Origin of the sequence: Sporosarcina siberiensis, assembly GCF_042681925.1 — a bacterium.
Lineage (GTDB): Bacteria > Bacillota > Bacilli > Bacillales_A > Planococcaceae > Sporosarcina > Sporosarcina siberiensis.
On sequence record NZ_JBHUGI010000027.1, the window covers coordinates 130563 to 153038 of the forward strand.

General features: G+C 38.7%; 21 protein-coding genes, 20 tRNA genes, 1 rRNA gene and 1 riboswitch. Of the genes, 6 read left to right on the forward strand and 36 right to left on the reverse strand.

Annotated elements, in window-relative coordinates; all coding sequences use genetic code 11:
- Positions 1–32: 32 nt before the first annotated feature.
- The 4 genes from ACFSFY_RS10690 to ACFSFY_RS10705 form a co-directional block, all read right to left on the reverse strand.
- Positions 33–2042, reverse strand: a complete 2010-nt coding sequence (locus ACFSFY_RS10690) for a methyl-accepting chemotaxis protein (protein WP_381537929.1) — start codon at positions 2040–2042, stop codon at positions 33–35.
- Between the two features lie 118 nt (positions 2043–2160).
- Positions 2161–2421 (reverse strand): hypothetical protein, encoded by a 261-nt coding sequence (locus tag ACFSFY_RS10695; protein ID WP_381537931.1) that lies wholly within the window; start codon positions 2419–2421, stop codon positions 2161–2163.
- Positions 2422–2433: 12 nt separating this feature from the next.
- Positions 2434–3006, reverse strand: a complete 573-nt coding sequence (locus ACFSFY_RS10700) for a histidine phosphatase family protein (RefSeq protein ID WP_381537933.1) — start codon at positions 3004–3006, stop codon at positions 2434–2436.
- A 114-nt stretch (positions 3007–3120) separates the two neighbouring features.
- The gene (locus ACFSFY_RS10705; protein ID WP_381537935.1) at positions 3121–3909 is read right to left on the reverse strand and encodes an alpha/beta hydrolase; all 789 of its coding nucleotides are present in this window, start codon (positions 3907–3909) and stop codon (positions 3121–3123) included.
- A 117-nt stretch (positions 3910–4026) separates the two neighbouring features.
- Here ACFSFY_RS10705 and ACFSFY_RS10710 point away from each other — a divergent pair, with 117 nt between their 5' ends.
- Entirely contained in the window at positions 4027–4539 is a 513-nt protein-coding gene (locus tag ACFSFY_RS10710; RefSeq protein WP_381537936.1) for a gamma carbonic anhydrase, read from the forward strand.
- 60 nt (positions 4540–4599) lie between these two features.
- Here the strand turns inward: ACFSFY_RS10710 and metK are convergent, their stop codons facing one another.
- Complete coding sequence (metK, locus tag ACFSFY_RS10715; RefSeq protein ID WP_381537938.1) at positions 4600–5796, reverse strand: methionine adenosyltransferase; 1197 nt, start codon at positions 5794–5796, stop codon at positions 4600–4602.
- A gap of 193 nt (positions 5797–5989) precedes the next feature.
- Positions 5990–6109, reverse strand: a riboswitch (SAM riboswitch).
- A 161-nt stretch (positions 6110–6270) separates the two neighbouring features.
- Between metK and pckA the strand changes: the two genes are divergently transcribed.
- Complete coding sequence (gene pckA / locus ACFSFY_RS10720; protein WP_381537940.1) at positions 6271–7857, forward strand: phosphoenolpyruvate carboxykinase (ATP); 1587 nt, start codon at positions 6271–6273, stop codon at positions 7855–7857.
- Between the two features lie 76 nt (positions 7858–7933).
- On the opposite strand, the gene ACFSFY_RS10725 is transcribed toward pckA, so the two are convergent.
- The 5 genes from ACFSFY_RS10725 to ACFSFY_RS10745 all read right to left on the reverse strand — a co-directional run bounded on the left by ACFSFY_RS10725 (position 7934) and on the right by ACFSFY_RS10745 (position 10335).
- Positions 7934–8719, reverse strand: coding sequence for an alpha/beta hydrolase family protein (locus ACFSFY_RS10725; protein ID WP_381537941.1), 786 nt, complete (start codon positions 8717–8719; stop codon positions 7934–7936).
- Positions 8709–9170 carry an NUDIX domain-containing protein gene (locus ACFSFY_RS10730; protein WP_381537943.1) on the reverse strand — a complete coding sequence of 154 codons (462 nt, stop codon included), beginning with the start codon at positions 9168–9170 and terminating at the stop codon, positions 8709–8711. The genes ACFSFY_RS10725 and ACFSFY_RS10730 overlap by 11 nt, the downstream gene beginning before the upstream one ends.
- A 48-nt stretch (positions 9171–9218) precedes the next feature.
- Positions 9219–9527: a transposase gene (locus ACFSFY_RS10735; RefSeq protein ID WP_381537945.1), complete on the reverse strand. Its 309-nt coding sequence runs from the start codon at positions 9525–9527 to the stop codon at positions 9219–9221.
- 88 nt (positions 9528–9615) lie between these two features.
- Positions 9616–9798 (reverse strand): putative motility protein, encoded by a 183-nt coding sequence (locus ACFSFY_RS10740; protein ID WP_381537947.1) that lies wholly within the window; start codon positions 9796–9798, stop codon positions 9616–9618.
- A gap of 87 nt (positions 9799–9885) precedes the next feature.
- Complete coding sequence (locus tag ACFSFY_RS10745) at positions 9886–10335, reverse strand: Dps family protein (protein ID WP_381537949.1); 450 nt, start codon at positions 10333–10335, stop codon at positions 9886–9888.
- Positions 10336–10438: 103 nt separating this feature from the next.
- On the opposite strand from ACFSFY_RS10745, the gene yidD reads away from it, so the two are divergent.
- The gene (gene yidD / locus ACFSFY_RS10750; protein ID WP_381537950.1) at positions 10439–10666 is read left to right on the forward strand and encodes a membrane protein insertion efficiency factor YidD; all 228 of its coding nucleotides are present in this window, start codon (positions 10439–10441) and stop codon (positions 10664–10666) included.
- A gap of 141 nt (positions 10667–10807) precedes the next feature.
- Positions 10808–11764: a metal ABC transporter solute-binding protein, Zn/Mn family gene (locus ACFSFY_RS10755; RefSeq protein WP_381537952.1), complete on the forward strand. Its 957-nt coding sequence runs from the start codon at positions 10808–10810 to the stop codon at positions 11762–11764.
- Positions 11765–11828: 64 nt separating this feature from the next.
- Here ACFSFY_RS10755 and ACFSFY_RS10760 read toward each other — a convergent pair whose 3' ends face one another.
- The 5 genes from ACFSFY_RS10760 to ACFSFY_RS10780 all read right to left on the reverse strand — a co-directional run bounded on the left by ACFSFY_RS10760 (position 11829) and on the right by ACFSFY_RS10780 (position 18126).
- Entirely contained in the window at positions 11829–13274 is a 1446-nt protein-coding gene (locus ACFSFY_RS10760) for an o-succinylbenzoate--CoA ligase (protein WP_381537954.1), read from the reverse strand.
- A gap of 112 nt (positions 13275–13386) precedes the next feature.
- A complete protein-coding gene (menB, locus tag ACFSFY_RS10765; protein WP_381537956.1) occupies positions 13387–14205 on the reverse strand; it encodes a 1,4-dihydroxy-2-naphthoyl-CoA synthase in 819 nt (272 codons plus the stop codon).
- Between the two features lie 13 nt (positions 14206–14218).
- Entirely contained in the window at positions 14219–15049 is an 831-nt protein-coding gene (menH, locus tag ACFSFY_RS10770; protein WP_381537958.1) for a 2-succinyl-6-hydroxy-2,4-cyclohexadiene-1-carboxylate synthase, read from the reverse strand.
- Positions 15042–16754, reverse strand: coding sequence for a 2-succinyl-5-enolpyruvyl-6-hydroxy-3-cyclohexene-1-carboxylic-acid synthase (menD, locus tag ACFSFY_RS10775; protein ID WP_381537959.1), 1713 nt, complete (start codon positions 16752–16754; stop codon positions 15042–15044). Before menD ends, menH begins: the two co-directional genes overlap by 8 nt.
- Positions 16747–18126 (reverse strand): isochorismate synthase, encoded by a 1380-nt coding sequence (locus ACFSFY_RS10780; RefSeq protein WP_381537961.1) that lies wholly within the window; start codon positions 18124–18126, stop codon positions 16747–16749. Before ACFSFY_RS10780 ends, menD begins: the two co-directional genes overlap by 8 nt.
- Positions 18127–18291: 165 nt before the next feature.
- Here ACFSFY_RS10780 and ACFSFY_RS10785 point away from each other — a divergent pair, with 165 nt between their 5' ends.
- Together ACFSFY_RS10785 and ACFSFY_RS10790 are read left to right on the forward strand one after the other, a co-directional pair.
- Entirely contained in the window at positions 18292–19206 is a 915-nt protein-coding gene (locus tag ACFSFY_RS10785) for a 1,4-dihydroxy-2-naphthoate polyprenyltransferase (RefSeq protein WP_381537963.1), read from the forward strand.
- 159 nt (positions 19207–19365) lie between these two features.
- Positions 19366–20097 carry a TraR/DksA C4-type zinc finger protein gene (locus tag ACFSFY_RS10790; protein ID WP_381537965.1) on the forward strand — a complete coding sequence of 244 codons (732 nt, stop codon included), beginning with the start codon at positions 19366–19368 and terminating at the stop codon, positions 20095–20097.
- Between the two features lie 86 nt (positions 20098–20183).
- Here ACFSFY_RS10790 and ACFSFY_RS10795 read toward each other — a convergent pair.
- The 21 genes from ACFSFY_RS10795 to rrf form a co-directional block, all read right to left on the reverse strand.
- Positions 20184–20255: transfer RNA gene (locus tag ACFSFY_RS10795), tRNA-Glu, on the reverse strand.
- A gap of 8 nt (positions 20256–20263) precedes the next feature.
- A tRNA-Ser gene (locus ACFSFY_RS10800) sits at positions 20264–20354 on the reverse strand.
- Between the two features lie 6 nt (positions 20355–20360).
- A tRNA-Asn gene (locus ACFSFY_RS10805) sits at positions 20361–20435 on the reverse strand.
- A gap of 4 nt (positions 20436–20439) precedes the next feature.
- Positions 20440–20513: transfer RNA gene (locus ACFSFY_RS10810), tRNA-Ile, on the reverse strand.
- A 3-nt stretch (positions 20514–20516) separates the two neighbouring features.
- Positions 20517–20590 (reverse strand) — tRNA-Gly (locus ACFSFY_RS10815).
- Positions 20591–20598: 8 nt separating this feature from the next.
- Positions 20599–20671, reverse strand: a tRNA-Phe gene (locus ACFSFY_RS10820).
- Between the two features lie 25 nt (positions 20672–20696).
- Positions 20697–20772 (reverse strand) — tRNA-Asp (locus ACFSFY_RS10825).
- Between the two features lie 3 nt (positions 20773–20775).
- A tRNA-Met gene (locus tag ACFSFY_RS10830) sits at positions 20776–20850 on the reverse strand.
- Between the two features lie 53 nt (positions 20851–20903).
- A tRNA-Ser gene (locus ACFSFY_RS10835) sits at positions 20904–20996 on the reverse strand.
- Positions 20997–21010: 14 nt separating this feature from the next.
- A tRNA-Ile gene (locus ACFSFY_RS10840) sits at positions 21011–21087 on the reverse strand.
- 7 nt (positions 21088–21094) lie between these two features.
- Positions 21095–21168, reverse strand: a tRNA-Met gene (locus ACFSFY_RS10845).
- A gap of 24 nt (positions 21169–21192) precedes the next feature.
- Positions 21193–21268, reverse strand: a tRNA-Ala gene (locus ACFSFY_RS10850).
- A gap of 6 nt (positions 21269–21274) precedes the next feature.
- Positions 21275–21351: transfer RNA gene (locus ACFSFY_RS10855), tRNA-Pro, on the reverse strand.
- Between the two features lie 60 nt (positions 21352–21411).
- Positions 21412–21488: transfer RNA gene (locus ACFSFY_RS10860), tRNA-Arg, on the reverse strand.
- A 25-nt stretch (positions 21489–21513) separates the two neighbouring features.
- Positions 21514–21602 (reverse strand) — tRNA-Leu (locus ACFSFY_RS10865).
- 13 nt (positions 21603–21615) lie between these two features.
- Positions 21616–21690, reverse strand: a tRNA-Gly gene (locus ACFSFY_RS10870).
- A 7-nt stretch (positions 21691–21697) separates the two neighbouring features.
- Positions 21698–21779: transfer RNA gene (locus ACFSFY_RS10875), tRNA-Leu, on the reverse strand.
- A 35-nt stretch (positions 21780–21814) separates the two neighbouring features.
- A tRNA-Lys gene (locus ACFSFY_RS10880) sits at positions 21815–21890 on the reverse strand.
- Between the two features lie 5 nt (positions 21891–21895).
- Positions 21896–21971 (reverse strand) — tRNA-Thr (locus ACFSFY_RS10885).
- A gap of 24 nt (positions 21972–21995) precedes the next feature.
- A tRNA-Val gene (locus ACFSFY_RS10890) sits at positions 21996–22071 on the reverse strand.
- A gap of 52 nt (positions 22072–22123) precedes the next feature.
- Positions 22124–22239 (reverse strand): 5S ribosomal RNA (rrf, locus tag ACFSFY_RS10895).
- Positions 22240–22476: the final 237 nt, after the last annotated feature.

The following is a 22476-nucleotide window of genomic DNA, read 5'->3' on the forward strand; positions in this document are numbered from 1 at the left end:
ACTGAAGTACAAACTTCTTAAATCAATTTTCTTTAAATTTTAAAATGACCGATTGCCCTGTGAAGCTCATCACTTAAACCAGCCAATATGTCTGCTGAACTTGCCACTTCACGTATTGCACGAAGCTGTTCATCCGTAGATGCACTAATCTCTTCACTAGCCGCAGCTGTTTCTTCAGCAGTTGCGGACATTGTTTCGATTGTTTGCATGACGTTTTCTTTATGTTCCACAACTCGATTAACTTCTTCAAAAATACTGCCAATCGATTGCTCTAATTTATTCATAAGATCAGAAATTGAACGAAACGTTTTTTGTGTTTCACCCACAACTAATTCCTGTTCATTGAACGTATCACCCGTTTCCCTCATTTGTCTGGAAACCTGACGGGAACCTTCTTGTAGTTCCTGAACTGTTGCTTGTACTTCTTGCGTAGCACGTGCAGATTGTTCTGCAAGTTTACGTACTTCATCCGCAACTACAGCGAATCCTTTACCGTGTTCACCAGCCCGAGCTGCTTCGATGCTGGCATTCAGTGCAAGTAGATTTGTCTGGGATGAAATATTTGTGATTGTTTCCAACACAACACCAATTGCGCCAACTTTCGATTCAAGTTCACCGACAACCTCTGCCATCGATTGTAAATTCGTTTTCCAACTATCAAATGAATTTTTAAGCTGGTCAACTTGTAGACGCCCTTCAGTGTTGACTTCTTCAGCATCCGTTGCAATTTCCGTCATAGCACCGGCCCTTTGTTGAATCCCGACAAGTTGCACACCTAAATTCTCTACCGTCCCCGTAACATCCTCTGTGTCATGAGCCGATTTCGTAGCCCCAGTAGCAATATCACTTATCGCCTCTGCCATCTGCTCACTAACAGCAGTTGTTTCTTCAACAGATGCACTAAGTCCTTCAGCGGAAAGTCGGACTTCGTTGACAGACCGAGTCACGACCGTAATGACTTCACGTACTTTTGTAGTCATTACATTGAAGTATTCAGCCAGGTCGCCAAATTCATCTTTGGATTGGACATCTGCCGTAACATTCAAGTCTCCTTCTGCCATTTTGTTCATTGCAGAACGAATTTTACTTAGTGGTTGAATTAGTTTTGAAATTAATAACCATAACAAACCAATCATAATAAGTTCGGATAGAAGAAATATCGCTAGTATTAAGTTTTTAGTATCTTTCATTGAATCTGCAATAGATTGTTCATTGAAAGCTGCACCGACTTTCCAACCAGACTCCGATAACGTTGTAAAAATCCCAATCATCTTTTCGCCATTTTCATCATATCGATCGATACCGCTCGCTTTTTCAGCGCCAAACATTTCTGTCACATAAGAAAGGTCGACCATTTTCTCATCTTTGGGATTCAAAAGGGGATGGACAATTCCTCCACCATCACTATCGAATAAAAACGGATAGCCGTTAAAACCAAACTCACTTTCAGAAATACTATTCGTTAAAGTTGCAAGACTAATATCTGAGCCGATGACACCAATAACCGATCCGTTTTCACGTATTGCTAATGATCCTGTAATGACGTAATCACCTGAAACTACATCAATATACGGATTTGTCCAAGCAACTTCGCCTATCTTATCTAGTGCAGCTGCATACCAAGGACGGACTGTTGGGTCAAAATCGGGTCCCACATCCACCTCAGGTGAGAATTTTGTGAATTTGTTTTCAAATGCAAAATAGATTAAATCGGATGCCGGCATAATTTCAATGAAATTTCCTAAAGCCTTTTCAATCTCTAGATTTAGTATCCGTTCATTTTCATTTTCACGACCATCTTGCGTAGCAATAAAATTAGTGACCGCCTGGTTATTTGAAATGAGCTTTAATGCCTGTTCATATTGAATGAAAAAGTTTTCGATTGCATAGCTCATTTCCTTAACAGCCACTTCACTTTGATCAAAAAGTACTTCTTCCGTTTGTTTTTTCATTTGAACCGAAACGAATCCATAAATCACACTACTTGTAATAAAAAATAATATAAATACACTAACAATTATTTTCGTTCTAATTGATTTCAATAGTATAGCCCCCTTGCCCTTATATTTCGGCTGTAATAATCGATTTTTAATACTATTGAAATAATAGTTAATTCCGAAAAAGATTTAAACTCACTGTAAAAATAAGCACATCGACATTCTAATATATCTCTGAATCCTCTGTCGGATTTATATTTTTAAATCCAAGAATCATTTGCATAATAAAAGCAATGCCACAGATTACAATTACCGCTATTGAGAGCCAATCCAGTGGATTCATTAGAGAGGTTTTCCAAACAATTAGTAAGAGCATTGCGGAAAGACTGAAATTCACAATGAATGGCTTATGTTTAAATTTCTTTAATGAAAACCAAACAAATGCTCCTACACTAATAATTAATAAAGACAAAATCGTATCCATATAAATTCCCCCTTAAAGATGTTTTGTGCAATTATGCACTATACAATGATTTCCGCCTTCATTAAGTTGAATGATTGTAATTGACGTATTAGCCAGAGCTTCATCTAAATCATCTTCCGGAACTAAAGCTTTTATAAGCTTTCGAATAAAACTCCCGTGACTCACAACTAATACCTTTTCATCACTATACGTTTGGCCTATTTCATCAATAAAATTTAACCCTCTACTTAGAACTTGCTCATTGGACTCACGGCCTAAATCAAGACTATTCCATGATGCACCCCATTTTAAAATCCGTTCAGCTTCTGTTGTTCCTTCGATTTGGCCCCCACCTGTTTCACCAAGTCGACTATCCACAACCAAATCAATATTTTCTTTCCGTAAAGCAATCAGTTCAGCAGTTTTTCTTGCACGAACTAATGGGCTTGTAAAAATAATGTCCCAAGTTTCACCCGATAATCGTTCTGCAATACGATGAGCCATTTCAACCCCATCCAAATCAAGCGGAATATCGGAACTCCCTTGTGCGCGTCTTTCTTTATTCCAAGCGGTCACACCATGTCGAACAAATCCGATGACTGTCACACGAAACACTTCCTAATTTAAATTTTCTAATTAGTCCTTTAACTATAAACTAAATGTATATAAGATGACATAAGCATTTAACCAAAATAAAAAAACGCCTATAATTGGCGTTTCTTATACTACATATCCTAGTGAACGCAAAACAGAATGCATAAAGGATTCTGTATATAAAAACACTTCATCTCGTTCTGGCTCGTGAAATAAGTCGTGATACAATCGATTCCATTTTTTATATTGAATTTCTGAAAGTTCCTGAGCAAGCAACCACTTTTTAGCGTAGCTGATATCCGTCACCTTATCACTTCCTGCTGAATGAAGGAGAATTGGCACGTCGCGAATTGTTCCTTCATATTGAGTCACAGATTTCATGAAAAATTGCAACTCTTTGTACCATGAAGCGGTCATAATTGGGTTGTAAAAATCATCTTCACGTACTTCTATATGCAAATCCTGATTTCTAGTTAACATCTCAATTGGTAATTCATGATTTAGTTTCATAGACGAAGTGAATTTTGACAGAACACTTGAATGTTTGGGAGGCAAGTGATTAAGGTGTAACCACGGAGAACTAAATATATAACCAGCACACTCAATTTTTTCAGTCTGCAGCATACGCATCATTAGCGTTGCACCAAGACCATGACCAATAACAAAAAGTGGTAAGCCGTCTGCTACACCAACATCAAGCAATTTCTTTACATAATTTACATAGGATCCAAAACTTTCATCATGTACGTTACGACCTGCTTGTTCACCATGGCCGGGTAAATCGCCTGTTACGACGAGAAATCCACTACTTCGCAGCTTCTGAATGAGCCAAGCATATCTACTGTGATGTTCGTACGCATTATGGATGATAGCAACAACCGCTTTTGGTTGACCTTCCGCTTCCCATTTCCACATAGACATCTACCTCCTTAATAATCCGTTCAGCACAGTATTATTCCCTTTTTACAAACAATAAAACATAAACTTTGCTACAATTAATTATACACTATCAAATAGAAATGAGGAGAAGTCATGATTTATCCATACAAAGACAAATACCCTATTATCGATCCAACTGTTTTCATTGCGGATTTCACAACTATTACAGGAGACGTGACGATTGGTCCCGAATCATCCATCTGGTTTAACACAGTGATACGAGGCGATTTATCCCCTACAATCATCGGTCGAAAAGTTAATGTTCAAGATTTATGTTGTCTACACCAAAGCCCACAATTCCCATTAATTCTTGAAGATGAAGTTACGATTGGTCATCAGGTTACTTTACATAGCTGTACAATAAGAAAAGGTGCTCTAGTTGGTATGGGTTCCATTATATTAGACGGAGCTGAAATTGGGGAAGGTTCCTTTATTGGGGCTGGAAGTCTGGTCCCACCAGGTAAAAAAATTCCACCAGGTGTACTTGCCCTCGGTTCACCCGCGAAAGTCATGCGTCCACTTACGGATGTCGACCGGGCAGAAATGGATCGCGTCGTAAAGAGCTATGCTGAAAAAGGACAATACTATAAAAGCTTACAAAAATAAGTTCAAAAGAGCTAGTAGATCGGTAAACCAATCTACTAGCTCTTGTTTTATTACGTTGTATTATTGATTTGCTTGTTCTCTTAATCGATCCGCTTTATCCGTTTCTTCCCAAGGTAGATTAATATCAGTTCTACCAAAATGTCCGTAAGCCGCAGTTTGTTTATAAATAGGACGACGTAAATCCAACATTCTTATAATCCCTGCAGGACGAAGATCGAAATTTCCGCGGACAAGGTCCACTAATTCACCTTCTGTAACTTTTCCTGTACCGAATGTATCGATTGAAATAGAAACCGGTTGCGCAACACCAATTGCATATGCAATTTGAACTTCACATCGGTCAGCTAGACCGGCAGCAACGATGTTTTTCGCTACGTAACGTGCAGCATAAGACGCAGAACGGTCAACCTTCGTTGCATCTTTTCCTGAAAAAGCACCCCCACCATGACGGGCATAACCACCGTAAGTGTCAACGATAATTTTACGTCCTGTCAGACCAGCATCTCCTTGAGGTCCACCAATAACGAAGCGGCCTGTCGGGTTAATAAAATATTTCGTGTTTTCGTCAATCAATTCAGATGGAACAACTGGTTTAATAACATGTTCCTTTATGTCCTTTTGTATTTGTTCAAGCGTAATCTCAGGATGATGTTGTGCAGATATAACAATTGTATCAATACGAATTGGGTTATTATTCTCATCATATTCAACAGTTACCTGTGTTTTTCCATCTGGACGTAAATAAGAAATAATCTCTTCTTTTCGTACATGTGATAGTCTACGCGCTAATTTATGAGCCATACTAATTGGGAGTGGCATTAGTTCAGGTGTTTCATTACATGCATAGCCAAACATAAGACCTTGGTCGCCTGCTCCAATTGCTTCGATGTCTTCGTCACTCATTAAACCTTCACGAGCTTCAAGTGACACGTCGACGCCTGCTGCGATGTCTGCAGACTGTTCATCAATGGCAGTAAGAACTGCTGAAGTTTCCCAGTCAAAACCGTATTTTGCACGAGTATAACCAATTTCTTTTACTGTATCACGTACTACTTTTGGAATGTCTACGTACGTAGTCGTTGTAATCTCACCTGCAACCAAAACTAGACCAGTCGTTATAGTCGTTTCACAAGCAACACGTGCATTGGGGTCTTCTGCTAAAATTGCATCCAAAATTGCATCTGAAATCTGATCACACATCTTATCTGGATGTCCTTCTGTTACAGATTCCGATGTAAAAAGTTTACGATTCGTCAATTTATTTCCTCCTTATATCCTACGAGATTGATACGGTACTCATACTTCCCATGTAAAGTCCATTCTTGTTATAAGAACGGTAAGCGCCATTACGAGCTCATACACGAGGATTAAGGGCTGAAACAATAGAAAAAGCCCTTCGCTCACGTATTTATTACATGAGGAAAGGCTTATTTTGAAAAAGCACCTTTCACTCTTATCGTCCAAGGACTTTCACCTTGCATCAGGTTCGGCACCATCACGATAACAAATTCGTTACTGCAGGTTGCCGGGTTTCATAGGGCCTGACCCCTCCACCAGCTCGGGATAAGAGTATCCGTTCAATTAAATATGTTACGAAACATGTCTGCATATGTCAATCTTTCTCTCGAAAATAATTCAATTCAATTAGTATAGTTTATTATTCTAAATGTGTTATACTAATTGATGAATGTGATGTCATCCAATTATATATGTAAAGGACGGTACTTAATTATGATTTCAACGACAATTAGCGAAACTCTAAAAGATCTTCTTTCCGGAGAAAATGTAAATGTTCAACTCTCAGTTCCACAACTTGTTGAAAAAGCAACAACACGTGGAGAAGCACAGCTAACTGCAGATGGAGCGATAACAGCTTTAACAGGAAAATATACAGGTCGTTCCCCGAAGGATAAGTATATTGTCGAAGAAGAATCTTCTAAAGATAACATCGATTGGGGCAGTGTAAACCGTCCGGTCTCAACAGAGATTTTCGATTCTCTATATAACAAAGTAATTAAACACTTAGCAAAAAAAGATGAATTATTTGTATTTAAAGGGTTCGCTGGAGCAGATCCTGAGTCTCGCCTTTCTATACAAGTTGTTAACGAACTTGCTTGGCAAAACCTTTTCGTTCATCAACTCTTCATTCGCCCGAGCGCGCAAGAGTTAGCAGAACATCAATCACAATTTACAATTTTAGCAGCACCATCATTTAAAGCAGACCCTGCTGTTGATGGTACAGATTCCGAAACGTTTATAATTGTTTCTATGGAAAAACGAATTGTACTTATTGGTGGAACTGAATATGCCGGCGAAATGAAAAAATCAATCTTCTCAATTATGAACTACCTACTTCCTTTAAAAGGAATTTTACCAATGCACTGTTCTGCAAACGTTGGAGATAAAGGCGATGTTGCGTTATTCTTCGGACTTTCTGGTACAGGTAAAACAACACTTTCTGCTGATGCAGATCGTAAGCTTATTGGTGATGATGAACACGGCTGGTCTGATAATGGCGTGTTTAACATCGAAGGCGGATGTTATGCGAAATGTATCAATCTTTCAGGTGAAAAAGAACCTGAAATATTTGGTGCTATCCGTTTTGGTTCGGTTTTGGAAAACGTTGTTATCGATTCAGAAACACGCATTCCAGATTACGACGATGGTTCGTTAACTGAAAATACTCGTGCAGCTTATCCGATACAATCAATCGATAATATTGTAGATCCATCGGTTGCTGGACATCCTAAAACGATTATTTTCCTAACTGCGGATGCGTTCGGTGTTTTACCTCCAATTTCAAAACTAACGAAAGAACAAGCTATGTACCATTTCCTTAGCGGTTTCACATCGAAACTTGCTGGAACAGAGCGTGGAATTACTTCACCTGAAGCAACATTCTCTACTTGTTTCGGTTCACCGTTCCTACCTCTTCACGCTACAGTGTATGCGGAGATGTTAGGGAAGAAAATTGATGAACATGGTGCACAAGTATTTCTTGTGAACACAGGTTGGACTGGTGGAGTATATGGAGTTGGTCGTCGTATGGATTTAAAATATACGCGAACTATGGTACGTGCTGCACTTGAAGGTAAACTGAACACTATTGAAACAGACACAAACGATATATTCGGTTTAGAAATGCCGAAAGCAATTGAAGGTGTTCCAACTGAAGTATTGAATCCACGAAATGCTTGGTCTGATAAAAAAGCATATGATGAAAAAGCAAATGAACTTGCAGAACTATTCCGTGAAAACTTCAAGAAATTCGGATCTGTATCCGAAGAAATTATTCTTAAAGGCGGACCAACAGCATAATTAAATATAACCCCGGATCACACAATTCAATTGTGTGATCTGGGGTTTTTTGTATTCAGGAAGATAGTGTTTAATTCTACTGTCTTCTCATCCAATCACATAAATCACGGACAATTTGTATGTTTTGAGCTGGAGGAATGTAATGCGTGAAGTTAGGGAAGTATCGTGTTTCATATACTTTTCCATTTTCAAATAAAGCGTTTTCTAGTAATTTTGCTTGTTCAATAGAAACATGTTCATCTTGCATCCCATGTATAATTAGTACAGGTGCATTCAGTTCACTGATTCGAGCTAAAGCATTTCGTCTGCGATATTCGTCAGGATTCGTATTAGGAGTGCCGCCGATTACCCTTTTCATCATCTTCCTCATATCTTTTCGCTCTTTGTATGTAAATATTATATCAGAAACACCTGACCAAGTAACAACTGATGTAATATCTTCCCTTAGAATTGCTGTCCAAAGGGCCATAATGCCACCACGAGAAAAGGCAAATAAATGAATCTTGGATGAGATGCATTTTGGATTCTGTTTCAAAACATCAACAGCATTTATTGCATCTAAACGATCGTCTCCACCAAACTCATCTTTTCCTTCTCCTCCTCGATTTCCTCGATAATAAGGAGCAAATACGACAAAGCCTTGCGAAGCGAACTGCGCAATTCTCGAGGGACGTACCATCCCAACATGCTGAATTCCGCCTCTCAAATAAATTATTCCTTCATATTGTCCATCTGCAATTGGCTCAGCTAATAATCCCTTTACTTTGAAACCATCCGACCAATACGTAATCTCAAATAAACGAACATTGGGATTTGGAGATGGATAGTTACGTTTATTTTCCATCCTTGCATCACAATTCAAGTTCTCCCACCCGCTTTCTTATAGCCGATATCCCTTCATCTTTCATATGAAAACTTAAATACTCACAAGAATCAAGTTCAAAATCATTCATCCAAACTACGCCATCTGTTTCAAGTAGTGAATAATTCGAATGTATTTTAACAACAGATCCAGTGAATACAGCTTTACAAAAAGGAACATCTCCATGAACAACATATTCTGCAACATGCTCTAAGTCGTTTATAAGGACACCTGTTTCTTCTAATGTCTCTCTCATTGCAGCTTCGACCAAAGTTTCATCCTTTTCAACTTTACCACCAGGAAATTCAACTCCTCGCACTTTATGTTTGGCGAGGAGCCACTTTCCTTCATGTTTTAAAACAACCAACACATGATTTATTTCTATTTCAAAAAAGTCCTTTTCAAATGTTAAATCCACTTTAAATCCATTCAAGTCTTTAAAAGAAATCAAATCAAATACCCCTTCCTCCGTTTAGTGTATCGGAGGTGAAAATTCATTTCAACGAAAATAAGGGAGTTCCTCGATAAATTTTTGTGTTTCTTCATCCGTAAATTCATGGATTAAAGCATAAATCTTTTTTGTTCGTATTTCTATATCATCATTGAAACCTTCATAAAAGGCAGGTATGAATCGAAAATGAGATCTAAAAAAGTTCATATTTTCCATCTCATTGGTTTGTTCAAAAAGATTTTGAAAAATGGGGATATACTCTCGTTCTAAACTCACTTCATATTCCCATGCCGAAACATCAGGTTGAAAATACACTCTTTGATTTGCAACGGAAACATACGCTTTATACTTTTCCATATTGGTAACCACCTTTTTTTGAATTAGTATGTCGTAATTCAAAAAAAACATGCATCACCATTTAGGGAAGATGCATGCCGTTATAGACTTATACCTGTACGTCAACTGAATTCCCTTTATGGGGATGTGCTACAGTTGGTTGATCAGGTAAACTATTCAACATCTCGAGAGCAGCAGAAGAACCCATTGAAAGAGATTTGCTCAATACACTCATTTGAACAGTAGATTGAAGACTTCTTAACTGACTCGCCATAATTGAATTTATATCCATATGAAAAACCACCTTTCACATAACTTATATCGTCTCAAATCGCTACATTTTCAGTGAAAGTTAAAGTTTCATAAAACTCTAAGAAAATTACTTATTATCTTCGCCAAGAAATGCATTTAGCATCCATTGATGTTTTTCAACGCTCTGATAAATCGCATTTAACAAGTCTTCTGTCATATCGTCTCCATTTTTTGCAGCTTCGTCCATACCTTTTTTCAAAGAGGACATAATTTCATCAAAATCGTTGACAATTGTTTCAACCATTTTATCTGATTTTTCATTACCTGTCGCTTCTTTTATTACAGATTGTTCTAGATGTTCAGCTAAAGTCGCAACTGGATTTCCACCGAGTGTTAACACTCGTTCTGCGATTTCATCCATATGAGTTGTAGCCTCGTTGTAAAGTTCTTCAAACTTAGCATGTAGTGTGAAAAACTGATGCCCTTTCACATACCAATGGTAATTATGAAGTTTCGTATACATTACTGACCATGTGGATACTTGCACGTTCATTTCTTTAATTAGTGATGTAGACATAAAAAAAACATCTCCCTTAAAAATATTTATTAATCTTCTTACTGTATGTTTACCACAAGAACCAGTACATTAAACATATAAGCAAAATTAGGGAGCAATTAAAATGAAAAAAATACTTATGATGATGATTAGGATTTATCAAAAAACAATTTCGCCGTTAACACCGCCATCTTGTCGATTTTATCCGACTTGTTCTCATTATGGAATTGAAGCTCTTGAAACACACGGTGCATTGAAAGGCTCATGGTTAGCCGTTCGTCGCATTTCAAAATGCCATCCATTTCATGAGGGCGGTTTTGATCCTGTTCCAGAAAAGAAAACAAAAAACTAAATCGCAGTTATAGAAAATGGTTCAACTATCGAGTTGAACCATTTTCTTTAGTTGCAAAATGAGCTCTGTTCTTGTATGATAAAAAAAGTTAGTGACCAAATCGTAATGATTACTGTTTGAAAACGGAGAGGAATTTATCAAATGAAAAAGAGCTTCTTTTTAGTACTATCCTTAACACTTATTTTTATATTAACTGCTTGTACTACTAATAATCCAAAGTCCGAGGAAATTGGAGATAAAAAGCTAAACATTTACACAACTGTATTCCCACTACAATATTTCGCTAAAAGAATTGGTGGAGATCATGTTGATGTAAAATCAGTCTATCCAACTGGTGCGGATGAACATACTTTTGATCCTACACAGAAAGAAATGATTGCACTTGCTGATGCTGACTTATTTTTTTATATCGGGCTAGGCTTGGAAGGTTTTGTAGAAAACGCTGAAAATACACTTAAGAATGAGCATGTGAAAATGGTTGCTACTTCAGCAGCAATAACAGAAGATATGCTTAGCGAAAATCACGATCATGACGACAATGAAGATTCTGAAGAACATCACTCTCACGACAACGGAGCTTTGGATCCGCATGTATGGATGTCTCCTATTCTGAGTGATGCTCTTGCCTTCTCAATTAAAGAATCCCTTATTGAATTAATTCCAGAACATGCTGCTGAAATCGAAAAGAATTTCGAAGAAGTACGCAATGACCTTTTAGATCTTGATCGAGCATTTATAGATATGGCTTTTAATGCAAAAACTAAAACATTCTTCGTATCCCATGCGGCATTTGGATATATTGCTGACACTTATGGCTTGGAACAAGTTGCAATTGCCGGTTTGAATTCACAAAGCGAGCCGTCTCAAAAACAATTGGCGGCACTTGTTGAATATGGTGAAAAAAATAATGTAGAATACGTTCTTTTTGAACAAAATGTATCCTCAAAGCTTACGGATGTAATTCGAAAAGAAATTGGTGCTGATTCTTTGATGTTACATAATCTTGGAGTATTAACAGTTGAAGACGTGGAAAATAATGAAGATTATTTTTCTTTAATGTATAAGAATATTGAAACATTAGAACAAGTTCTAAATTAAGTTATAATTGAATGATACTAACCCACTCACTGTCAACTTTAGGCTAAGTGGGTTTTTCTTCGTTCTATGATAAATCCAACATATCTTTTAATTTACGACGTAGTAATTTATTTGAAGCATTACGGGGAAGTTCATTTACATAATAGAAATGTTTCGGAACTTTATAACGAGCTAGTCTCTCTTCGCAATAATGTTGCAATTCCAAGTCCATTACATTTTCATTAATTACAACGAATGCCACTGGAATACTTCCCCACTTCTCATCATCGATTCCACAGACTCCTGCTTCAATGACTTTCGAATGTCCTAAGAGTACATTTTCAATTTCAGCTGGATATATATTTTCTCCTCCAGAGATAATTAAATCTGATCGACGATCTACTATGTATAAATATCCGTCCTCATCTAGATATCCGATATCTCCTGTTGGCAGCCATCCATTAACTAACGGATTTTCGGACGCAAAATGTCCAATGTATCCAGGTGTAACATGTGGACCTCGAATATACACTTCACCACTCTGTAGTGGAGTTGAAGTATCCTTTATCTTAATTTGGTTGAAAAATAATGGTTTGCCAGCAGAACCGACTTTCCTCATTGAGTCAGATGCCGATAGGGTTGCTGTTTGTGAACTGGTTTCAGTCATTCCGTACGTCTGAAGTATAGGAATTCGGCATTTTTCTGCTCTTTCCAAGTAACCTACCGGAACAGGACCTCCGCCTGCAAGCATTGCTTTAAAAGAAGAGTGGGCTATAGCATTATTATCCTCGAATTCGCGAAGAATCTTATCTAACGTTGCAGATACAACAGATATATGTGTTATGGAACCATTCATTAGTTCCTTTGCTACTTCTGAAGCTTCGAATTTTTCATAAAGTTGGACTTTCATTCCATAAATTACAGAGCGTACAAGAATTGAGAAGCCACTAATATGAAACAGTGGCATTGTACAGAGCCAAGTATCCTCATCATCGAGACCTAAATTTAAAACAGAAGAAATGGCACTAGAAGTATGATTTCCTGAGGTTTGGCGTACTCCTTTAGGTAACCCACTTGTTCCGGAAGTATACATGATTGTAATTGTTCGATCCGTATCCCAGATATCCTCAATATCAAATTGTATTTCCCTCATTTGTTCAATTTCAGAAAATAAGATAGCTCTGATTTTTGATTCTGGAATTACTAATTTTAAGTCATCAGATACAAGTACAGCAGTTGCTTCTGAATCTTTGATTTGCCATTCGAGTTCTGTTCTCGTCAATCTGCTGTTCAACATCACAATTTCAAGACCTAGATGAATGCAAGCATGTATCATAAAAACCATATCTGCATTAGATTTGCCAAGCAGAGCAATTCGGTCCCCTTCATTTAAACCGTAAGCGTTAATCTTTCGAGCATAATTCTGTGCTTTACTATTAACTTCGGAAAATGTCCATGTCTCTTTTCCAAACGATAATGCTTGTTTATTCGGGCTTAAATAAGCTCTTTGCAAAAGCCAGTTAGGTATCATATAATTCACCTTTCACTTCAGAAAAAGCTGCCCAATAACAGGCAGCTTTTTCGTCTTTTTATAGTAATTACATATCTCGTATAGCATTTGAACTTATACTACGAAACCTATCTTAAGGAAAACGTGGGAATTGACCAAAGTCTGGTTTACGTTTTTCCTTAAATGCATCCCGGCCTTCTTTTGCTTCATCAGTCGTGTAATAAAGAAGGGTAGCATCTCCAGCCATTTGCTGAAGTCCAGCTAGTCCATCCGTATCCGCATTCATAGCCGCCTTTACAAAGCGAAGTGCTGTAGGACTCATTCCAAGCATCTCTTCACACCACTGAACCGTTTCATCCTCGAGTTGGTCATAAGGAACAACAGTATTCACAAGACCCATGTCAAGTGCTTCCTGTGCGTTATATTGACGACATAAGAACCAAATTTCACGCGCTTTTTTATGGCCGATAATACGTGCTAAATAACCTGAACCATAACCTGCATCGAATGAACCAACTTTAGGTCCTGTTTGGCCAAATATCGCATTGTCCGCAGCAATCGTTAGATCACATACAACGTGCAGTACATGTCCTCCACCAATCGCATATCCTGCTACCATCGCGACAACAGGTTTAGGAATAACACGAATCAAACGTTGTAAATCAAGAACATTTAGACGTGGTATTTCATCTTCTCCAACATAACCACCATGGCCTCGTACTCTTTGGTCGCCACCTGAACAAAATGCCTTTTCTCCTTCGCCAGTTAAAACAATAACTCCAATACTTGAATCGTCTCGTGCACGTGTAAATGCATCGATTAACTCTACAACCGTTTTGGGACGGAAAGCATTCCGAACTTCAGGTCGATTAATTGTAATCTTGCCGATTCCTTTAAATTGCTCATATTTAATATCTTCATATGTACGCAGTGTTTCCCATTGACGAGTCATAATAATAAGCCTCCTATTTTTTTAACTCTGTAATATGTTCCTCTATCATTGTAGCAAACAAAGTCGGTTTTTCCACATGTATTGCATGTCCTGCAGACTTAATTGTCGTATGTTTAACAATTGGAAACGTTTTTTCCATTTCCCGGGCAATAAGAACAAACTTTTTGTCGATTTCTCCAGTAATTAGGAATACAGGTATTTGGACTGTTTGGAGACTTTCCCAGTAAGATGGTTGGCTTCCAGTGCCTATTCCAATCAAACTATTCGAAAGTCCAATAGTACTTTGCCTAAGTCTTTCTTCTCTAATTGCTTTTTGTTTTTTTGTAGAGAGAAGTTTTTGAGATTTAAAAAGCGGTATATTCTCCCAAAAGTCAACGAACTTTAACAATCCATCTGAAGTTAATCTTTCAGCCAGTGCTTTATCTGCTAGTCTACGTTCTGAACGCTCCTGCTTCGTCCTCAAACCAGGAGAAGCACTTTCGAGTATTAATGATAAGACTCTTTCCGAATACTTCACAGTGTAAGCTAGTGCGATTCGGCCACCCATCGAATATCCTATTAGAACAAATTCAGTAAGACCCAATTCATTAAAAACAGCCTCTAAATCTTCTACTTGTTCTTCCATCGTGTATCTTTGCTCATTTTTAGGAATTGATGACTTTCCATGACCTGTTAAATCAATTCGGATAATCTTAAATTTACTTTCAAATATCTGAACTACTTCACTCCATGTTTCCACACTACCTGTAAAACCATGTAAAAAAACAAGTACCGGCAACGAAGTATCTCCATTTATTTTTACATAAATATCGGTTTCACGAACATTTATCAATCTTTCAACCATTTAAATCAATTCTCTCTATGATTTCAGACCATAATTTCCGATGTCCTTTTACATTTTCACTACGATCTGTGAACACCTCGATGATTCTTAGCGGCTTGGTTTTCAGTTTTGGTATTACAGACTTAAATTCCTCTATCGTCCTTACAGCATCATACTGAGCGTCGTACATCGCTGCTATATGTCCGAACGTCAATCCTGTTGGCGTACCAAAGAGGTTTTCAAAGTGAGTGCTCGAATTTGCTTGCGGAAGATATGAGAAGATCCCTCCACCATCATTATTCATTATAACAATTGTTAAATCCGTTTCAATAAAACGTGTTGCAATCAGACCATTCACATCATGTAAAAATGATAAATCCCCGATTAACAACCAAGTAGGCCTATGTCGGGCTGCCTGAATCCCAAGTGCTGTCGATACAACACCATCGATTCCGTTTGTCCCACGGTTTGAAAAAATCGTTACATCCTTCACTGTTTTTCCAAAGAAAGTGTCTATATCCCTGATGGGCATACTGCTTCCACTTACTAAATCTACTCCACTAGGCAAATGGTCGAAAAGTAATTGAGCAAACGCACCTTCATCTTCGACAGTATCACTGTATTTTGCTGTGATTAAACTTACAATTTCATTTGTCTCTATCCACATTTTTGAGTAGGCTGTTTCAGTTTTAGTTATCTTAATACTAAGCACTGCTTCTGCAGCAGAATGAATATGGTGCGTAACAACACCTATTGGGTCTCTAAATTCAGGAGACTCATCTATAGCTACAACAGTCTGAGGTTTTATTTTCTTTAAGAATTGTGAAAGTGGTTTGGAGACCGGTTGTGCTCCGAACCTAATTACCATATCTGGAATTGCTTGTTTTACAAAAGACTCACTTTTTAAAATGGCATCATAATGATCTATGCACAGAGATTTTGAGCTCTTTGATAGTCCAGTTCTTAGATTTGACAAGGGATCACAAAGTACAGGCCAGTTAAGAGCTTCAGCAAATTCCCAAAATAAATTTTTATCAAAATTGATAGGCATTTCTCCAACAATAATAATTCCCTTATCCGTTCCATTAACCAGAGTTGTTAATTCCTTAACTACGGTTTCATTCAGTGTCTCAGTAACTTTAAATCGCTTTACGAATGTCGAAGGAGCGGCCTTCATATCAAAATCAATATTAAACGGTTCTCGGAAAGGTACATTTATATGAACAGGTCCTTTCGGAGCCGTTGTAGCTATTGATAAAATCCGATTTATTTGACGATCAATATAATCATCAACATCACGATTGTTTTCTGGAATTGGGAAATCAACACTATATTTCACTTGATTTCCGTACATTTGAATCTGATCGATTGCTTGTGGTGCACCTACACCTCTTAATTCATGTGGGCGATCTGCGGTAATCACAAAAAGAGGAATTCGTGCATTACGTGCTTCTGTAATCGCCGGAAAATAATTCGATGCCGCAGTGCCTGAAGTACAAAGTAAAACGACAGGGTCACCCGATGCTTTTGCTAATCCAAGGGCAAAATAACCTGCAGACCTTTCGTCAATCTGTAGGTACATTTCAAGACCTTCTGTTGATGCAAATGCATAGGCAAGTGGAGTTGAACGAGACCCTGGACTAATTACAACCGCCTTTACACCTGCATTCATGAGTGCGCTTGTCATTTTACGAACATAGTTTGTTAACATTTGTGAGTTATCCATTTAGTTTTCCTCCAAGTGCACGTAAAACTGGTCTAAATTTCACCCAAGTTTCTTCATATTCTTTTTCGGCGGTTGAATCTGCAACGATTCCACCCCCAGCGTAAAGATACGCACTATCACCATCAAGTAAAGCTGATCGAATAGCGACCGCAAACTCTCCGTTTCCTTTTGTATCCGTCCAACCAATTGGACCGGCATAGTAGCCTCGATCCATTTTTTCCTCGTCACGAATTATTTCTCTAGAGATTTCGTGTGGAACACCACCTAGTGCAGGTGTTGGATGAAGTGCCTGAACAAGACTGAAAATATCTGTATCCTTTTTCAATTGTCCTTCGATTGGTGTAAACAAATGTTGAATATCACGAAGTTTCATTAACTTTGGTTTCAACGGCATAGAGATGTTTGTACAATTGTTCTCAAAAACATTAGAAATCATATTTACAACATAATGATGTTCGCCACGATTTTTATGATCATCAAGTAATTCTTCACCAAGGGCTTTATCTTCGTCAGCTGTTGTTCCTCGTCCTATAGAACCCGCAACACAAGCTGAATAGGCTTGTCCATTTGAAACCTCTATTAACCGTTCAGGTGTTGCGCCAAAAAATAATTGTCCTTCTCTTTGAAGCCCGAAAACATAACTTTCCTGTTGTTCATTCGATATATGATGCAAAGCAGAGTCAGATTGAACATTACTATCAAAGTTCAGTTTTATTGAACGAGCAATGACAACTTTTTCAGCTTTTCCTTTTTTAATAAGGTTTGTTACATCTGTGATCGATTTCATGTATTTATCTTTCCCGCGTTCCTCAAGTGATACGACAAAAGGTTTTTCAGGAGATTTAAATTCATTTACTTGTGCAAAGTGAATTAGACGATCTCGTTCATTCCGTAGCTCGTCAAATTCATCGATTGCATTCTCATTCTTCGTAACAAGATTGATCGAAATGGAAGTCATTCCATTTTTAATTGTCAGCTGAAAAGAAGGCACAAAGAAAAAAGCTGTAGGGAAATTACCCCATTCTGAGTTTTCAGTATGATTTGTATCAAATGAGAATCCTCCGAAGAGAATAGGCTCAATATCTTTTTCTTCTTTAACTAATGACATACAAAGATTTTTCCATCTAACTGAAATGTCTTCAAATCGATTGTCAGCATTTTCATTTGACAACACTGTCGCATGTCCAATGCCCGCAAGAGTCAATGTGTTGTCAGCATTTTGCCAATAAAAACGTTCATTACTATAATTGGCTTCCCCTGCTTGAAAAAACAGTAATGGAGAAATTCGTCCAATTTCGATTGTTTCCGTGAAGAAACGCAAATAATCTTTTTCTACAGCCTTTGTACTTGAAGCAGTAATCTTCTGTTTCATCTTTTTCCCTCCGTACATTAAACGACTCATACTAAGAGCTTATATCCTTATTCTATCATACAGAATTTTAGTCGTTTCAGCACACAATAAGCTAATGACGTATTTACTTTGCTGAAATTAGAGTACAATAGATAGGGCATAATAAATAATAAGGAGAGAATCATTTTGCAACATAAAATACAAGCTGATACTGGCTGGCGTATTTGGTGGCAACTAACAAGGCCACATACACTAACAGCAGCCTTTGCACCCGTTTTTCTTGGAACAATGATTGCCTTAACGTATACCAACATTCATTTTCCACTCTTTTTCGCAATGTTAATTGCAAGTATTTTTATACAAATGGCGACAAATATGTTTAATGAATACTATGATTTTAAATTAGGATTGGATACCGAAAATTCCATTGGTATTGGTGGAGCAATTGTTCGTAATGGCGTCAAACCAAAAACCGTATTAAATATTGCCTTAGTATTATATGGCGTTTCTATTCTAATCGGTATTTACATATGTATGGAGACCTCTTGGTGGATTGCCGTGGTCGGATTAGTCTCAATGTTAATAGGATATTTATACACAGGCGGGCCTTATCCAATAGCATACACACCTTTTGGTGAACTTGTATCTGGTATCGTTATGGGAGTTTTTCTAATTCTCATCGCTTTTTATATTCAAACCGGTACTGTAACAACTTCAGCAATTTTGCTATCAATTCCAAGTATGTTTCTTGTCGCTGCTATTATGATGGCTAATAATATACGCGATCTTGAGGGTGACAAAGAAATTGGAAGAAAAACACTTGCAATTCTTTTAGGACGACAAACAGCGATTTCAATTTTGTCGATTTTCTTTATAATTTCCTATGTTTGGATCATCACATTGGTAGTATTAGGACAACTTACACCATGGGCACTTATCGTATTACTCAGTATAAGAAAACCAATGAAAGCTATTACTATTTTCAGGAAAAACCTTCATCCTCTTCAAGTGATGCCAGCTATGAAAGAGACCGCTGTTACAAATACTGTATTTGGTTTGTTACTCGGAATGGGAATTCTAATTGGACATCTTTTCTCATAACTTTCTTAAAAAATGAACAACACTGCTGTTTATATAATCGTAAATAAAAAAACTGCCTAATCCACAAGTTCAATTTTGTGGTTTAGGCAGTTTTAATTATGAAGTTCATCAAGCGTGGGCATACTGAAAATTGAACCTAATATAAGGATGTGATTGAATATGCTAAATGGAAGTCAAAAATCTTCTCTAAAAAAAGAACTAACCGAAATAAAGGCGCAATTAATGACTACAAAAAACGAATCCAATATTAAGGACAGTGCACAAGAAGATTCTGGAGAATTATCCATGTATGCCAACCATCCCGGTGATCTCGGAACTGTGCTATATGACAGAGAAAAAAACATGGCTATCAATGTACACGCTAACGCAGAGCTTGAGAAAGTTGAGAATGCCTTAAAGCGATTGCAGGAAGGCTCCTATGGGAAGTGTGATGAATGTGGTATAAATATTCCTTTTGAGCGTTTAGAAGCTATACCCTATACAACAGTTTGCATGGAGCATGCCGTTGTTCCAGATGCTTTAAAAGACAGGCCGGTCGAAGAAGAAATTCTAAAACCCGCATTCAACAATTCATTTGCAAAAGGACAAGATGAAGATATACGTGATTATCAAGATAGTTTTAAAGAAGCAGCACAAGACGGCACATCGGAGACCCCTTCGGACTTTACAGGAGACCATGACGATTATGAAACCTTATACGAGAATAAAGTATCTAAAGGCATCACAGAGGACTATGAATCCTTTACCGTTACTGATATTTCTGGACAAGGTGTACATGTTGTAGAGTCACCCGAATCAGAAGAATATAAAGAAACACTTGATAAGTTAGGAATTGAATCACCACTTGGAGATATTCCTTATCATCAAAAGGATAGTTATCTGAAACGATAAGATGTTTGTTAATAAAAAATAAAAATGTGCTGAAAAGAAAAAACTGCTTTAAAAGTCAGTCTCGACTTTTAAAGCAGTTTTATTTATGACCCGTACGGGATTCGAACCCGTGATACCGCCGTGAAAGGGCGGTGTCTTAACCGCTTGACCAACGGGCCTTAAATTATGGCGGAGAAGGAGGGATTCGAACCCTCGCACCGCTTACGCGATCTATGCCCTTAGCAGGGGCACCTCTTGAGCCGCTTGAGTACTTCCCCATAAATTGGCTCCGCAGGTAGGACTCGAACCTACGACCGATCGATTAACAGTCGATTGCTCTACCACTGAGCTACTGCGGAATAGTGGGCCTAAGTGGACTCGAACCACCGACCTCACGCTTATCAGGCGTGCGCTCTAACCAGCTGAGCTATAGGCCCTATTGGAGCGGGTGAAGGGAATCGAACCCTCATTATCAGCTTGGAAGGCTGGAGTTTTGCCATTAAACTACACCCGCAAAACAAATGGCTCAGGACGGAATCGAACCGCCGACACAAGGATTTTCAGTCCTTTGCTCTACCGACTGAGCTACTGAGCCAAAACTATGTAAAACAATTAAATAATGGCGGTCCCGACGGGAATCGAACCCGCGATCTCCTGCGTGACAGGCAGGCATGTTAACCGCTACACCACGGGACCATTTGGTTGCGGGGACAGGATTTGAACCTGTGACCTTCGGGTTATGAGCCCGACGAGATACCACTTCTCCACCCCGCGACAACACTATAAGTACAATTTGAACCGTAAAACATTTAGTTATTTAATAAAAATGGAGGAGGAAGAGGGATTCGAACCCCCGCGGGTTTTGACACCCCTGTCGGTTTTCAAGACCGATCCCTTCAGCCAGGCTTGGGTATTCCTCCGGAAAAAATATAGTTGGTGGACCTTGCAGGACTCGAACCTGCGACCGGACGGTTATGAGCCGTCTGCTCTAACCAACTGAGCTAAAGGTCCTTCAAAATGGCGGCAGAGGGGATCGAACCCCCGACCTCACGGGTATGAACCGTACGCTCTAGCCAGCTGAGCTACACCGCCAGGATCTTTATATGAGTTGATAAATGGTGGAGCCTAGCGGGATCGAACCGCTGACCTCCTGCGTGCAAGGCAGGCGCTCTCCCAGCTGAGCTAAGGCCCCATAAAATGGTCGGGAAGACAGGATTCGAACCTGCGACCCCTTGGTCCCAAACCAAGTGCTCTACCAAGCTGAGCTACTTCCCGAGTCAAAACAAATTGTTAATTGTTGTTATAGTATTTAAAGCTATGAAAACACTTTAAAAATGGCGCGCCCGGCAGAAGTCGAATCCACAACCTTCTGATCCGTAGTCAGACGCTCTATCCAATTGAGCTACGGGCGCATAAGTAAAATATACGGAAAAATATTGGTGCCGAGAACCGGAATCGAACCGGTACGGTGGTTACCCACCGCAGGATTTTAAGTCCTGTGCGTCTGCCAGTTCCGCCACCCCGGCAAGGGTGATAAATTGGAGCGGAAGACGGGATTCGAACCCGCGACCCCGACCTTGGCAAGGTCGTATTCTACCACTGAACTACTTCCGCTTAAAAGTGCGGGTAAAGGGAGTCGAACCCCCACGCCCTAAGGCACTAGATCCTAAGTCTAGCGCGTCTGCCAGTTCCGCCATACCCGCATGTATGTTTTAATATATTTTAAAAAGTTTAAAAATGGTGAGCCATGCAGGATTCGAACCTGCGACCCTCTGATTAAAAGTCAGATGCTCTACCAACTGAGCTAATGGCTCGATACTGGTGCCGGAGAAAGGACTTGAACCCTCAACCTACTGATTACAAGTCAGTTGCTCTACCAGTTGAGCTACTCCGGCGCGGAATAATATTTAACATAGAAATGGTGGAGGATGACGGGCTCGAACCGCCGACCCCCTGCTTGTAAGGCAGGTGCTCTCCCAGCTGAGCTAATCCTCCTGGGTTGTAAAGTTAGTTATAATTTTTTTTAGTTATGTAATGAATTTTACAAGCCTGGCAACGTCCTACTCTTGCAGGGGGGAACCCCCAACTACCATCGGCGCTGAAGAGCTTAACTACCGTGTTCGAGATGGGAACGGGTGTGACCTCTTCGCTATTGCCACCAGACCTGAATGTTCTTTTTCAAGGACACTACTCATTATATCAAGTGATTCTAAAATTGCAAGCATTATTTTTTCGAACGTTGCTTGTTCGTTCAAAACTGGATAAAACGGACATTTTTTGGAAGAATCGTTAGATCCTTCCGACGAATCGAGGTCAATCATACCTCTTCATTAGCGAAGAATAAAGTACATTCTTCTTTATTGGTTAAGTCCTCGATCAATTAGTATCCGTCAGCTACAC